The following is a 13,943-nucleotide window of genomic DNA, read 5'->3' as shown; positions in this document are numbered from 1 at the left end:
TTGGTCTAATTTTTTTGCGGATATAAAAACTCAACTAACATTTCCGTTAAATGAGAAGCTATACTGACCATCAATTAGTTTGCCTTTAGCACCTATTAAAACTTACTTGTTATGAAAAAGCTATCTTGTTGTGGACACATTCATCCCTTTTTTTTGCTGATTATCATCATTTTAGTCACGATTCCGATGGGCTTTTATGGCATGTATCTTTACATTGCGCCTTCTCTTCCAGAGATGGGTTCATTGAAAAAGGCACCTTTGCTAAAACCGTTACAGGTATACACTGCAGACAATCAATTGATTGCTGAATATGGGGGCAAACTTTCAGTACCTGTTGAATATAATCAAATTCCAAAGCCTTTTATTCATGCTTTTTTAGCCGCTGAAGATTCTTCATTTTTTGAACACAGTGGGATTAGTTTTAAAGGTTTAGGGCGTGCCGTCAGTGAAACGGTAACCGGTTCTGATGTACAAACAGGTGGTTCTACCATCACCATGCAGGTGGCAAAAAACTATTATTTATCTGCAGATCGAACCTTAAAGCGCAAACTGACTGAAATTTTCTTGGCACGCAAAATAGAACAAAATTTATCCAAAGAAGATATTTTAACTTTATATGTCAATAAGATTTTCTTAGGCAAAAATGCCTATGGTATTGCTGCTGCAGCCAAGATTTATTATGACAAGAGTTTAGATCAACTCAGCATTGCTCAAATGGCGATGATTGCAGGACTTCCAAAAGCACCATCAAAATACAACCCTGTAGCAAATCCAGAACGTGCCTTAGAGCGTCGTAACTGGATTTTAGGACGGATGTTGCAATTAGGTTATATCAGCCAAGCGCAATATCAAACCGCTGTCGCGGAGCCTGTGGTGCTGAACATGCCTGATCGCGGTATCAGCAATCGTTTTCCCTACGTCGGCGAAATGGTCCGCTCAGAATTAGTGAGTAAATTTGGTGAATTAGCGGTCGACTCAGGTTACAAGGTTTACACCACCATTGACTATAAACGCCAAGCATTTGCAGAAGAATCGGTACAAAAAGGTCTAGAAGAGTATGACCGTCGTCATGGCTGGCGTGGTGCAGAAGCGCATGACAAACCGCTTAAAGATTTTGTCGCTTATGCCAATACTTATCCCGTGGAAGTGACCAAGGTCAATAGCAATTCTTTTGAAGCGTTAATGCAAGATGGAAAAACTGTGACTGTACCGTGGTCAGGGATGTCTTGGGCACGTCCTTATCGTAATGCCAATAGTGTCGGCGGCGCGCCTAGCCGAGCTTCACAAATTGTTAAAGTCAAAGATATTGTTCGCCTGCGTCCAAATGAAAGTAAAACTTCTTGGTCATTGGTGCAAGTGCCGAAAGTGCAAGGTCAGTTGATTGCAGTTAATCCAAATGATGGTTCTATTATTGCCATCGTTGGTGGTTATAATTTTTATCAATCTAAATTTAACCGTGCCTTACAAGGCTGGCGTCAACCGGGTTCAACCATTAAACCCTTTGTCTATGCATTGGCTTTAGAGCGTGGCATGACTCCCTACAGCATGGTCAATGATAATCCGATCACCATTGGAAAATGGTCACCGAAAAACTCGGATGGTCGCTATTTAGGGATGATTCCCTTACGTCGTGCGCTGTATTTATCGCGTAATACGGTGTCTGTTCGACTGTTACAAACCGTAGGCATTGAGCGTACTCGCCAATTGTTTATGGATTTTGGTTTGCAAGAAGATCAAATTCCGCGTAACTACACCATCGCGCTCGGTACACCTCAGGTGCTGCCTGTGCAAATGGCGACAGGTTATTCAGCCATTGCCAATGGTGGCTTCCGTGTGCAGCCGCATTTTATTAGTCGGATTGAAGATGCTTATGGAAAAGTCATTTATCAAGCCAATCCAGACTATGCGTGCATCCCATGTATTAATGCCAAAGATGAGCCTGAGCCAACTGAAACCACCGAAGCGACGACACCTGATGATGAAGTGATAGAAATCACCAATAAGAAAGTAGAACAAGCGAAACCGCAACAAGCTTTGAGTAAAGAAGAAAGTAGCCAATATCGTCAAGCACAGCGGATTTTAAAATCAAGCTCTGCGTTTGATATGGCCAATATTCTGCATGATGTGATTGTGCACGGTACAGGTCGTGCAGCTTTGAAAATTGGTCGCAGTGATTTAGGCGGTAAAACAGGCACCACCAACGATGCCAAAGATGCATGGTTTGCTGGTTTTAATGGCAAACTGGTCACCATCACTTGGGTCGGTTTCGACTCCCCGTCTACACTTGGTCGTCGTGAATATGGTGGCATTGCAGCACTGCCCATTTGGAGTAACTTTATGGCCAAAGCGCTTGAAGGTACACCAGCAGCGTGGGTCAGCTTAGATAAAAATGCCAAAGCACCTTTAAGTCGAGATCAGCGTGGCAATACACCTCAGCCCGTTGAAGCAGAACGGACTGATCGTACCCCTCCACTGGCTCGACCGATCTATCGTCCAAAACCGGTTGTGCCACAAAACAACAACTCGGATTTTGATGATTTACCCGGGCAGGAACAAACGCTAAAACCTGAACGAACAGCGCCACCGGCAATGAATCAAGCGCCATCTAAACCAGTCACACCGAAGCAAGATGCACTTGAAGATTTAATCAATGAAGTGGAATAGAACCGAGTCCTACCACATAAAAAAAGCCCTCCAATGAGGGCTTTTTTAATACAAGTGCAATACCACAACCCTTGTATTAATCAGGCTTTTTTCTGGAACAGATAAATTTGGAATTGTGCATTTAACTCAAATTGCTGTTTTTGCTCCAATGCTTGACGTAGCTCAGGTTTGGCTTTGTAAGCATAAGGCGTCATTGCAATAAGATGTTTAAGATCTTGTTGCTGCAATAGCATGGGCGCATCAATCACATGCTCTTGAACCAAGTCAAAATGCAAACTTAACTGCTCAACAAATTTAGCCGGCTCATGCGGATTCACTTCTTCAAATAAGGCTTCCCGCATCGCATAGAGATGCTCAGTCGCAGGCGTCACCACCATTAAATAGCCTTGATCTTTCAGTACACGTAAAATTTCTTGCTCAGGAATCGGGCTAAATAAGCTGGTACATAAATTGATAGACGCATCGACCACAGGAAGAACGGCGCCTGTACCCACCACCCACGTCACGTTTTTATTCAGCTTAGCAGCCACCTGAACGGCATTTTTGGCAATATCTACGCCTACACATTGCAGCACTTCAGCTTGCATCGCGTCAGTGTAATAGCCTTCACCACAGCCGATATCGAGTAAATTTTCAATACACAATTCACGGATCAGTTTGACCACGGCTTGTTGTAGTGGTGCATAAAACCCTGCACTTAAAAAAGCGCGGCGTGCTTGTACTGATTCAGGGGTATCGCCTGGATTTTTACTGTGTTTGTGCTGTACCACATGTAAATTGACATAACCTTGCTTCGCAACATCATAACTATGATGGCTTGCACAGCGCCACGTTTTGTCTTTGAGCACTAATGCCTGACGACATACAGGACACATCAGCAGATTCATCATTTTCTCCAGTCTTTTTAGCGAAAAAAAAGCCGGCACATGCCGACTCTTTTTTGAATGTCTTTTGCTTAACGTAATTTTAAGGTCATTAAGCCTAAAACTACCAGCATAATCGTAATAATCCAGAAACGAATCACGACTTGGGTTTCACGCCAGCCTTTCTTCTCGTAATGATGATGCAAAGGTGCCATCAGGAACACACGCTTTTGACGCATACGCAGTGAACCAATTTGCAGGAATACAGAGACTGCTTCCACAACGAATACACCACCCATGATCGCAAACACGATTTCTTGACGAACCATCACCGCAATCGTACCAAGCATTGCACCAAGTGATAATGCACCGACATCCCCCATGAAGACTTGAGCAGGATGCGCGTTATACCAAAGGAATGCTAAACCGGCACCAATCATTGCTGCACAGATCACCACCAACTCAGATGAATATTTTACATACGGAATATGTAAGTAAGTCGCAAAACGTGTGTCCCCTGCTAGGTAAGCAAACACGCCTAAACCTGTTGCAACCAAGACAATCGGCATAATCGCCAGACCATCTAGACCATCAGTTAAGTTCACCGCATTTGATGCACCATTAATCACAAGGTAAGTGAAAATGATAAAGCCTAAACCCAAGGGAATGATCGACAACGGAATACTAAAATTCTTCAAAAATGGAATCAGCAAATCCAACATGTTCGCTGTGGTCACAGGATTCGGCTGTTGCTGTGCAATCACGTAAAGTGCAATACCTGCACCCAATGAACCCACTGAAGTCCAAAAGAATTTTTTCTTGGCAGGTAAACCGGCATTGTCTTTATAACGAATTTTAATCCAGTCATCTGCCCAACCGACTGCACCAAAGATCACCATCACACCCATCACAATCCAAACATAAGGATTAGACAAGTCTGCCCACAATAAGGTGGAGATTCCAATAGACAGTAAAATCAGCACCCCCCCCATAGTCGGTGTACCCATTTTTTTCGCATGACCTTCAGGTGCATATGAGCTGACAGCTTGACCATATTTCAATGCTTGCAGCTTGCGAATCATCACTGGCCCCAAAACAAGCCCGATCGTCAAAGCAGTCAATACACTCAGCAGTGAACGTAACGTTAAATAGCGAACCACCTGAAACGAGCTGTTATAGCCCGCCAAGTGTTCAAATAACCATAACAGCATTTAGAGTTTCTCCATCAAGTCAGCCATCAACGTTTCCATATGGGTATAACGAGAACCTTTAAACAGGAAACTCATGGACTGAGGTTGATGTGTTTTAATTAGATCTAGAAGAAATGGCAGTGCCTGCGCTTGAGTTAAAAACGCCTGCATTTTTTTACCATATTGTGTACTACGTGCACCTTCTTGTGCAGCAGGCGCAAATTCGCCGACTGCTACCACAAAATTGATGCCTTGAATTGAAACGAGGTCACGCCCTAACATATAGTGTTGTTGTGCTGCACTCGCACCGAGTTCACCAATGTCACCAGTCACCATCACGCGAACTCCCTCTTGCTGTGCAAGCACTTCGCCCGCAGCACGCATCGAGGTTGGGTTGGCATTATAGGTGTCATCGATAAACAGGTATTTATCTTTTTGAATAAAGTTCAAACGTCCTTTTGCACCGACTGCTTGTTCTAGACCTGCCACAATGTCGTCTAAACCGACCCCAATGGCTAAGGCAAAAGCAGTCGCAGCAGTGGCATTTTGAACATTATGCTCTCCTGCAAACGGCAAATTCACTTCACGTACACCCTGTGGTGTATTTAAAGTGAAACTTGAAGACTGCGGATGTAACTGCACATTGGTAGCAAAAATGTCCCCACCCATGCCAAAACTCAGCTGCTGCTCGGTTTGCACAGCTTGACGAATGGTATCTGTGAAATCATCGGCAGCAGGCACAATCGATGTCCCTGTTTTCGCAATATGGGTATAAATTTCAGATTTAGCACGGCAGATGCCATCACGACCACCAAACTCACCCAAATGCGCTGTACCAATATTCAGGATCCCTGCCACATGCGGTTGAACTAAATTGGAAGTGTAGTCAATTTCGCCTTGATGACTCGCACCAAGCTCCATCACGGCGTATTGATGTTCAGGACGAAGCTCTAACAGCATCATCGGTACACCTAAATCATTGTTTAAATTACCGCGTGTGATCAAGGTTGGTGCTAATCGGCTTAAGATACTACCGAGCATTTCTTTGGTTGTGGTTTTACCACTGCTGCCTGTCAAAGCAATGACTTTAAGCTCAGCATATTGTTGGCGGCGAAATGCGCCCAAATGACCTAAAGCCAAGCGCGTGTCTTCAACCACCAATTGGCAAAGATCAGCATCGACAGGATGGCTCACGATCGCGACTTCACAGCCATTTTCTGCAACTTGAGCAATAAAATCATGCGCGTCGAAACGTTCACCTTTGAGCGCCAAGAAAGCATCACCTTGCTCAGCGTGGCGTGAATCGGTCAAAATACGTTTGATCGTGGTTTGAGGCGCTTTGTTATTGTGCCAATGCCCTTGTGTCGCTTGAACCAACTCCTCCGCAGTCCAAGGCATTAAAGGAACCGTACTGGTGGTTGAAGTATGCATATCAATGTCCTTATTGTGCAGGAAATGCGGAATCTAAATCATGATGTTGGGCATCAATCGCAGCTTGTACTTCCACCACATCATCAAACCAATGTCGAACACCATCAATTTCTTGATAATTTTCATGCCCTTTACCGGCAATCACCACAATATCACCCTCGTTTGCCTGTTGAACGACAAATTTAATCGCTTCACGACGGTCATGAATTTCATGCACGATTTTGTTTTCAAAATCGATGCCCGCTTTCATATCCGCAAAAATCTGCTCAGGGTTCTCAGTACGTGGATTATCTGAGGTGATTAATGCTACATCGGCATAATTAAGTGCAGCTTGGGTCATGAGCGGACGCTTGCCACGATCACGATCTCCACCACAGCCAAACAACGCCCATAAATTTTTCGATACATGACGTTTTAATGTTGTTAACACTTGAATTAAAGCATCAGGGGTATGCGCATAATCCACGACAAATAAACGTTCACCGTCACGAATGACTTGCATACGGCCCGGTGCACCTTTCAATTGAGGTGCCCGTGCAATGAGTTCACCTAGCTCAAAGCCTGCCTGCTCTGCTGCCACCAAACTCGCCACGATATTTTCAATGTTAAAATGACCGAGCAATGGACTATGCACGGCATAGCGTGCATCTTTCGTCACCAACTGAAAATGTGCCCCATTCAAGCTATATTGAATTCCTTGGACTTGATAGTCGGCCGCTTGGGTGGTTGAGTAAGTTAAAATCTTTGGCTGTGCAGGATTGTTTCGTGCCGCATCCAGCATCACTTGAGCATGCGCATCATCAATATTGATGATCACCACTTTCAGTGACTCAAACTGAAATAATCGCGATTTGGCTTCCGCATAGGCTTCAAGCGTACCGTGATAATCCAAATGATCACGACTCAGATTCGAATAGGCTGCAATTTCAATCGCACAGCCATTTAAACGCCCTTGCTCTAAACCATGTGAACTGGCTTCAATTGATGAAAATTCAGCACCTTGTTGTGCATATTCATGCAAGGCTGTTTGCAAACGCAAAGCATCCAGCGTGGTATGCGATGACGACTCAAGATTCGGTAAAATACCGTTACCTGTGGTTCCCATCACCGCACACTTTTTGCCTTTCAGCATTAAAAGCTCAGCAATCAAACGTGAAATGGTGGTTTTACCATTGGTGCCTGTGACCGCAATAATCCGTGCAGGCGTTAAGGGTTGAGTGGCGTGTAAATAATGTTGTTGCCATGTGCCCATCAAGTGGCGAACTTGAGCAATGACATACCCATTCTTTAAGCCTAAATCGGTTTCAGAAATCACCCCGATTGCACCATTCTCAAGCGCTTTTTGCGCAAATTCGATGGTTTTTTCAGGCTGTGAAAATGACGTCAGGGCAATAAAAATTTGCCCTGCGCTGACCTTACGACTATCCAGATTGAAGCCCTGAAAGGATTGCTTCATCCATTCAGGTGCTTGCTCAACGGTGTAAAGATCTAAAAATGTAATGGACATTCTTCACCTATTTACTGGAATTTTGGAGTTTCTAAAGGTTTATCTAAAGGTACATTGAGCAAACGTAACGACTCTTGCATCACTTTGGCAAACACCGGTGCAGACACCGTACCACCGAAATATGCGCCTTTCGGATTCTCAACCACCATCACCATCGCCAGTCGTGGATCACTAACTGGTGCAACACCAGCAAACAGTGCACGGTATTCGGTGGTTGAATAGCCTTTACGGTCTGGACGAAGCTTATGTGCTGTACCGGTTTTACCCGCCACACGGTATCCCGGAATCGCTGCTCGCGTTGCCGTACCGCCCGGTAAAGTCGCGCCTTCCATCATCAACAAAACTTGATCCGCAATTTTTGGATCAATCATTTGCTCACCTTTGGGTTGCTTGTCGAGCTTGTACAAGCTTAAAGGCATTTTTAAACCTTTATTGGCCAGCATGGCATAGGCATCTGCCATTTGCAGTACAGTCGCATTCAAACCATAACCATAGGACATGGTCGCAACTTCAGATACGTTCCATTTACTTGGCGGCAAAATCAAACCTGGACTTTCACCTGGGAATTTAACGGCAGAACGTTGTCCAAAACCTAAACGTTTATAAAAAGTCGGCAAGGTTGGATAAGGCAATGACAAGGCTATTTTAGACACCCCGACGTTGGATGATTTTTGGATAATCCCACCCAAAGTCAGTGCACCATAGTTATGCGTATCTCGAATGGTATGGTTGCCCACACGCATTGAACCCGGCGAGGTATTAATCACAGAATTGGTGGTGAATTTGCCACTTTCCAAGGCCATAGCAATGGTCAACGGCTTCATGGTAGAACCCGGTTCAAATGAATCGACCGCACCACGGTTACGCATGGCATCTTTGTTGGCTAAACTATTCTTATCATTTGGGTTATACGACGGCCAACTGGTCATCGCTAAAATTTCACCGGTTTTGACATCGACTGCAATGGCTGTGGCTGAACGTGCATTATTGGCCACACCGACTGCTGTTAATTCACGATACATGATGTACTGTAAACGCGAGTCGATACTCAAGGTAATATTTTCACCGGGCTGAACTTCTTTAATCACTTCAGGGGTTTTGACACGATTACCCTGTTTGTCACGGGCAATTTTCTGCTCACCATCGACACCGGCCAAACGTTTGTTGACCTGCATTTCTAGGCCTTCAATCCCGGTGCCTTCGGTATTGGTTAAGCCAATAATTTGCGCATTGGGCTGTGGCTGTGGGTAATAACGCTTATAAGATTTCTCTGCATATACCCCAGCGAAATTACGCTGAACCAATAAATCGGCTTGCGGTGGTGGCACTTCTTTTTTGAGTACCACATAACGTGAGCGTCTTTTTGCTTCAACCCGTTTTTTCAGTTCAGCACGATCAATGCTGACCGCATCCGCCAAGTCATCAAGGTTCAGATTTTCTTTAGGTAGCTGATTTTTCAGCTTATAGCTGTTTGGATTTTTCTTCAGTTCAGCCGTAATTTTGTCAAAGGTTTCTTTGGTTTCAAAATAGTTCTGCGGGTCAATCACTACCTTCATGATCGGTGTACTGATCGCAAGCGGCACACCATTGCGGTCACTGATCACACCGCGCATGGCTTTGAGTTTTTCAGTTCTTAAAATTTTGGCATTGGCTTTATTTTGCAAGAAGTCTTTATTGACCACTTGCACATAAAAGGCACGTGCAACCAAAACCACGAAGCACAACAGCACCACGCCCCACATTAAATAAAAACGCCACATATCGACTGCAATCGTCGGTTTTTCTGTTATAGATTGCTGCTTTTTACGGGGTTGTTTGGTTGTCCGTTTATCGACCATTCAGCATGCCTATTTATTTTGCTGGTGTTGTTGGTAATGAAATCACTGCGGTTTGTGCAGTTGGTGGCGAATACATACGCAGTTGCGTTACCGCACGTGTCCCAATTTGTGCCGTAGCACCAAAGGTTTGCTGTTCAATCAGCAAACGCCCCCACTCTGCATTAATGTCTTCACGATCACGCATATGTGTATTGAACTCACGAAAATCATGACGATACAAATACACTTGATACACCACCATAAAAGCGCTGCTTAAAACCAACAGCGCAAGGATGCTATACGCAATGATTTTATTTCGTGCCAAGCGATCGGTTGTGCTGATTTGTTCTTCTACACTTTCTGCTTTCATTGTTCGCCTTTTATTTCTCTAAGCGTTCCGCAACACGTAGCCACGCACTACGTGAACGTGGATTTTGTTTGACTTCTGCTTCACTGGCACGGACACGATCAATTTTTTTCAATCGACGGTTATCTTGCACTTTTTGTGGCATACCCCAACTGGTGTCTTCAGGTAGTGTCGATTCTTTTTGAATAAATTGTTTAATAATACGATCTTCCAAAGAATGGAAGCTGATCACCGCCAAACGCCCACCTGATTTTAACAAATCTAAAGCCTGTGGCAAAAATGCGTGTACATCATCGAGTTCTTTATTGATTTCAATACGAATCGCTTGGAAAGTGCGGGTTGCGGCGTGTTTATTCTTTTCCCATTTCGGATGCGCGACTTTGACAATTTCAGCCAATTGCGCTGTGGTTTCAATATAACCTGCCGCTTTAATCGCTTTGGCAATACGGCGACTATAACGCTCTTCCCCATATTGGAAAATAATATTGGCCAAATGCTCTTCATCCACTTCAACCAACCATTCTGCCGCCGTTAAGCCTTGAGAGTTGTCCATACGCATATCGAGTGGGCCATCTTTCATAAAGCTGAAACCACGTTCAGCCTGATCGAGCTGTGGTGATGACACCCCTAAGTCTGCCATAATCCCATCAACTTCTTCGATACCACGTTGATTCATTTCAGCTTTCAGGTCAGCAAAGCTGGCATGAATAATTTTAAAACGTGGATCTTCTTGCTCGAGTTCTGCGGCGACTGCAAGTGCTTGCGGATCTTTATCAAAAGCATAAACACGCGCATTTTCATCTAATTTAGACAGTAATAAACGAGTATGGCCACCTCGCCCAAAGGTACCATCAATGAAGATTCCTGTATTGCGATCCGCCACTAAGGCATCAACAGTTTCGTGAAGTAATACAGAAATATGCGACATAATTGTTTAATCAAGACCATGAAAATTTAACTGCACATTATTACCTTGTTTTGTCAAAGCTCCAAACGACTTTTTGTACGGAAATATTACTTTTCAAGACGAATTTGATTTTTTTGATCTAAATATTCCAATTCAAAGCATCTCTTGTACAAAAACATGAATATAATCTTTAAAATGCAGCGCTCCAATCATCAGAGAAAACAAAAAACTTTGCTCGATGATCTTGGATTTTTGTTAATATATTGGCTTAGTGAACCAATCCCCTCCCCCTGTTGATTCGGCTGTCATGGTCATTTTTTTATGATTCATGATAGAGCTTCATTCAAAATGATGACAACGCTATGTCCAAAAAAATGCTCCCCATCCTTGGCATTTGTGTCGTAATACTTATTGCTGTTGTGTGGCTCATTAATCGTGGTCCAAATGCAGAACAAAAAGCGATTCATACTGCAACAGTATGTAATACCATTCAAAAATTGGCTGTAGATGCAGATCAAAGCACCTTAGTTGAAGAGGCCGAACGTTTCTTTAAGAAAAGTACGCCAAGTTATGCCTTGAGTCAGCCCAAATACTATGCAGGATTTGTCGCAAAAAAAATTGATCAATATCTGGCAATGAGCCCAGCAGATCAAGCCAATGTTCGACAAGATTATGCGCATTGTTTTAAAGCGCTTGCTGATCAATAATTTTTAGACGACCTCGACAAAAAGCCAATCTCGAAAGATTGGCTTTTTTGCATTGAATGAGTCATTAACCCATTAACGTTTGTTGTTATAGATTTGGTCGAACATACCCCCATTGGCAAAATGGGTCTGTTGCGCTTTTGCCCAGCCACCAAACACTTCATCAATGGTAAAGGTTTTTAAAGTTGGGAATTGTGCTTTGTATTTTGCCAGCACCTGTGGATTACGCGGACGGTAATAATGCTTCGCTGCCATATCTTGACCGAGTGGTGAATACAAATAGTTGATATAACCTTGTGCTAACCATTTGTTGCCATTTTTCTCAGCAGTTTTATCCACGATCGCAACTGAAGGTTCGGTCAAAATCGACATCGATGGATAGACGATATCAAACTTGTTTTTACCCAAAGTTTTTTGCGTCACCAATGCTTCATTTTCCCACGTCAGTAACACATCCCCAATATTACGTTCCGCAAAGGTGGTCATTGAAGCACGTGCAGCCGAATCCATCACTTTCACGTTGTGATACAGCTTCGACACCATCTCTTTGGCTTTGGCTTCATTACCACCGGGTTGTTTCAGTGCATAACCCCATGCCGACAAGTACACCCAACGTGGTAATCCACCGGTCTTTGGATTTGGGGTAATGATCTGTACGCCCGGCTTGGTCAAATCGGTCCAATCTTTAATGTGTTTTGGATTGCCCTTACGTACCATAAATACGATGGTTGAAGTATAAGGTGCAGAATTATGCGGGAACTCTTTCTGCCAACCTGATTTAATCTGACCTGATTTCACGATTTCTTCAATGTCGTTGGCTAAAGCTAAAGTCACCACATCGGCTTTTAAACCATCGACCACCGAACGTGCTTGTTTGCCTGAACCGCCATGCGATTGTTTAAAATGAATCTTTTGACCGGTACGCTTATGCCAATAGTCACCAAAAGATTGGTTAAATTCGGTATAAAATTCGCGTGTTGCATCATAAGACACATTTAAAAATTCACGCTCAGCGGCTTGTGTAGTAACTGCAGTCCCCGTAAGACCTGCGACCAACAGTACATGGGTCAACACAGTTTTAAATTTTAATTTCATCACGGCTCAATTTTAATCATATTGCGCTCAATATATGAAATTCAGATATAAACCGCAAATCATTCACCTTAAATCACTATCAATCTTTGCTTCACACTATCTTGTTAAAATTAAATCGTATTAAAAGCCGTATATTCAAATAAAAAAAGAGCACAAATTGATGCACTCTTTTTTTCTATAATGACTCGAAATTTAAACTATTTTTCAGCCACGATTTGATCGTAAATCGCGCCATTCACGAAATGGGTTTTCTGTGCTTTTGCCCAACCACCGAAGACCTTATCAATGGTGAACAATTGGATTTTCGGGAATTTATTGCCATATTTGGCTGCAGCTTTAGCATCACGAGGACGGAAATTATATTTGGCTGCTAAATCTTGCCCTAACGGCGAATACAAGTAATTCAAATAACCTTTGGCCAAATTACGATTGCCATTTTTATCGACCACTTTGTCCACGATCGCCACCGATGGTTCAGCCAAAATAGAAATCGATGGATAAATGATTTGATATTTATCTTTTTCAGGACCTTGTGTCGCAAGCAACGCTTCATTCTCCCAAGACAGCAACACATCACCAATGCCACGCTCAGCAAACGTAGTCAATGAACCACGCGCACCAGAGTCCAAAACTTTGACATTTTTATAGATTTTTTTCACTAACTCTCGTGCTTTGGCATCATTTCCACCGGGTTGTTTGAGGGCATAACCCCAAGCCGATAAGTAGATCCAACGTGGTGCACCGCCTGTTTTTGGATTTGGGGTAATGATTTCAACACCGGGTTTGATCAAATCGTTCCAGTCTTTAATCCCTTTAGGATTGCCCTTACGCACCAAGAATACGATGGTCGAGGTATAAGGGGCCGAATTATTGGGAAATTCTTTTTGCCAACCCGGTTGAATCAGCCCCGCCTTAACGATTTCTTCAATGTCATTGGCCAATGCCAATGTCACCACATCGGCTTGTAAACCATCGACCACGGAACGCGCTTGTTTACCTGAGCCGCCATGTGATTGTTTAAAATCCACTGACTGACCGGTGCGCTTTTTCCAATATTCACCAAAACTGCTGTTGTATTCTTGATAAAACTCACGAGTCGGATCATAAGACACGTTTAATAAAGTTTTATCGGCGGCGAAAGCATTTACACTGCTTAGCAGTCCAGACACACCGACCACACTGAGTAAGGTGCTTAAAATGATTTTTTTCATGGATTTCGCTTATTTTTTTATGATTGAGAGCACTATATTTTTATTTTTTTTATTTCACAATCATTTGGTTATAAGAATAAAAAATGTGCAATTCTTTTTTTAAGATATACCCCTATTGTCTATTGAATCGCCTCCTGGGCTTGTAAAAAGCTGTATTTTTAGATGCAAATAGACATCTTCATGTTCA

Annotated in this window: 11 protein-coding genes; 2 read left to right on the top strand and 9 right to left on the bottom strand. The window is 43.3% G+C overall.

Annotation, left to right across the window (positions count from 1 at the left end):
• Positions 1-111 precede the first annotated feature (111 nt).
• Positions 112-2,664: a penicillin-binding protein PBP1a gene (ponA, locus tag G8D99_RS01315; protein ID WP_166321907.1), complete on the top strand. Its 2,553-nt coding sequence runs from the start codon at positions 112-114 to the stop codon at positions 2,662-2,664.
• 80 nt (positions 2,665-2,744) lie between these two features.
• Here the strand turns inward: ponA and G8D99_RS01310 are convergent, their stop codons facing one another.
• The 7 genes from G8D99_RS01310 to rsmH all read right to left on the bottom strand — a co-directional run bounded on the left by G8D99_RS01310 (position 2,745) and on the right by rsmH (position 10,767).
• Complete coding sequence (locus tag G8D99_RS01310; RefSeq protein ID WP_166327430.1) at positions 2,745-3,551, bottom strand: putative RNA methyltransferase; 807 nt, start codon at positions 3,549-3,551, stop codon at positions 2,745-2,747.
• Between the two features lie 68 nt (positions 3,552-3,619).
• Positions 3,620-4,738 carry a phospho-N-acetylmuramoyl-pentapeptide-transferase gene (gene mraY, locus G8D99_RS01305; protein WP_166321905.1) on the bottom strand — a complete coding sequence of 373 codons (1,119 nt, stop codon included), beginning with the start codon at positions 4,736-4,738 and terminating at the stop codon, positions 3,620-3,622.
• On the bottom strand, positions 4,739-6,148 hold the full coding sequence (locus G8D99_RS01300) for a UDP-N-acetylmuramoyl-tripeptide--D-alanyl-D-alanine ligase (RefSeq protein ID WP_166321903.1): 1,410 nt from the start codon (positions 6,146-6,148) through the stop codon (positions 4,739-4,741).
• A gap of 10 nt (positions 6,149-6,158) precedes the next feature.
• On the bottom strand, positions 6,159-7,655 hold the full coding sequence (locus G8D99_RS01295) for a UDP-N-acetylmuramoyl-L-alanyl-D-glutamate--2,6-diaminopimelate ligase (RefSeq protein ID WP_166321901.1): 1,497 nt from the start codon (positions 7,653-7,655) through the stop codon (positions 6,159-6,161).
• 11 nt (positions 7,656-7,666) lie between these two features.
• Positions 7,667-9,493 (bottom strand): penicillin-binding protein PBP3, encoded by a 1,827-nt coding sequence (ftsI, locus tag G8D99_RS01290; RefSeq protein ID WP_166321899.1) that lies wholly within the window; start codon positions 9,491-9,493, stop codon positions 7,667-7,669.
• A 13-nt stretch (positions 9,494-9,506) separates the two neighbouring features.
• Entirely contained in the window at positions 9,507-9,842 is a 336-nt protein-coding gene (ftsL, locus tag G8D99_RS01285; RefSeq protein ID WP_166321897.1) for a cell division protein FtsL, read from the bottom strand.
• A gap of 10 nt (positions 9,843-9,852) precedes the next feature.
• Positions 9,853-10,767 carry a 16S rRNA (cytosine(1402)-N(4))-methyltransferase RsmH gene (gene rsmH / locus G8D99_RS01280; RefSeq protein ID WP_166321895.1) on the bottom strand — a complete coding sequence of 305 codons (915 nt, stop codon included), beginning with the start codon at positions 10,765-10,767 and terminating at the stop codon, positions 9,853-9,855.
• A 341-nt stretch (positions 10,768-11,108) separates the two neighbouring features.
• On the opposite strand from rsmH, the gene G8D99_RS01275 reads away from it, so the two are divergent.
• A complete protein-coding gene (locus G8D99_RS01275; RefSeq protein ID WP_166321893.1) occupies positions 11,109-11,453 on the top strand; it encodes a hypothetical protein in 345 nt (114 codons plus the stop codon).
• Between the two features lie 72 nt (positions 11,454-11,525).
• Here the strand turns inward: G8D99_RS01275 and G8D99_RS01270 are convergent, their stop codons facing one another.
• Together G8D99_RS01270 and G8D99_RS01265 are read right to left on the bottom strand one after the other, a co-directional pair.
• On the bottom strand, positions 11,526-12,545 hold the full coding sequence (locus G8D99_RS01270) for a sulfate ABC transporter substrate-binding protein (protein ID WP_166321891.1): 1,020 nt from the start codon (positions 12,543-12,545) through the stop codon (positions 11,526-11,528).
• A gap of 197 nt (positions 12,546-12,742) precedes the next feature.
• Positions 12,743-13,756 (bottom strand): sulfate ABC transporter substrate-binding protein, encoded by a 1,014-nt coding sequence (locus tag G8D99_RS01265; protein WP_166321889.1) that lies wholly within the window; start codon positions 13,754-13,756, stop codon positions 12,743-12,745.
• Positions 13,757-13,943: the final 187 nt, after the last annotated feature.

Source organism: Acinetobacter lanii, from assembly GCF_011578285.1.
GTDB lineage: Bacteria > Pseudomonadota > Gammaproteobacteria > Pseudomonadales > Moraxellaceae > Acinetobacter > Acinetobacter lanii.
Note: the sequence above shows the minus strand (reverse complement) of the source record. Positions and strands in the feature narration are given on the sequence as shown.

What these genes read in the sequence shown, in the direction of transcription:
- G8D99_RS01300 (WP_166321903.1), bottom strand. Translation starts at nt 6,148, where the DNA reads ATGCATACTTCAACCACCAGTACGGTTCCTTTAATGCCTTGGACTGCG.
- mraY (WP_166321905.1), bottom strand. Translation starts at nt 4,738, where the DNA reads ATGCTGTTATGGTTATTTGAACACTTGGCGGGCTATAACAGCTCGTTT.
- ftsI (WP_166321899.1), bottom strand. Translation starts at nt 9,493, where the DNA reads ATGGTCGATAAACGGACAACCAAACAACCCCGTAAAAAGCAGCAATCT.
- rsmH (WP_166321895.1), bottom strand. Translation starts at nt 10,767, where the DNA reads ATGTCGCATATTTCTGTATTACTTCACGAAACTGTTGATGCCTTAGTG.
- G8D99_RS01275 (WP_166321893.1), top strand. Translation starts at nt 11,109, where the DNA reads ATGTCCAAAAAAATGCTCCCCATCCTTGGCATTTGTGTCGTAATACTT.
- G8D99_RS01265 (WP_166321889.1), bottom strand. Translation starts at nt 13,756, where the DNA reads ATGAAAAAAATCATTTTAAGCACCTTACTCAGTGTGGTCGGTGTGTCT.
- G8D99_RS01270 (WP_166321891.1), bottom strand. Translation starts at nt 12,545, where the DNA reads ATGAAATTAAAATTTAAAACTGTGTTGACCCATGTACTGTTGGTCGCA.
- ftsL (WP_166321897.1), bottom strand. Translation starts at nt 9,842, where the DNA reads ATGAAAGCAGAAAGTGTAGAAGAACAAATCAGCACAACCGATCGCTTG.
- ponA (WP_166321907.1), top strand. Translation starts at nt 112, where the DNA reads ATGAAAAAGCTATCTTGTTGTGGACACATTCATCCCTTTTTTTTGCTG.
- G8D99_RS01310 (WP_166327430.1), bottom strand. Translation starts at nt 3,551, where the DNA reads ATGAATCTGCTGATGTGTCCTGTATGTCGTCAGGCATTAGTGCTCAAA.
- G8D99_RS01295 (WP_166321901.1), bottom strand. Translation starts at nt 7,655, where the DNA reads ATGTCCATTACATTTTTAGATCTTTACACCGTTGAGCAAGCACCTGAA.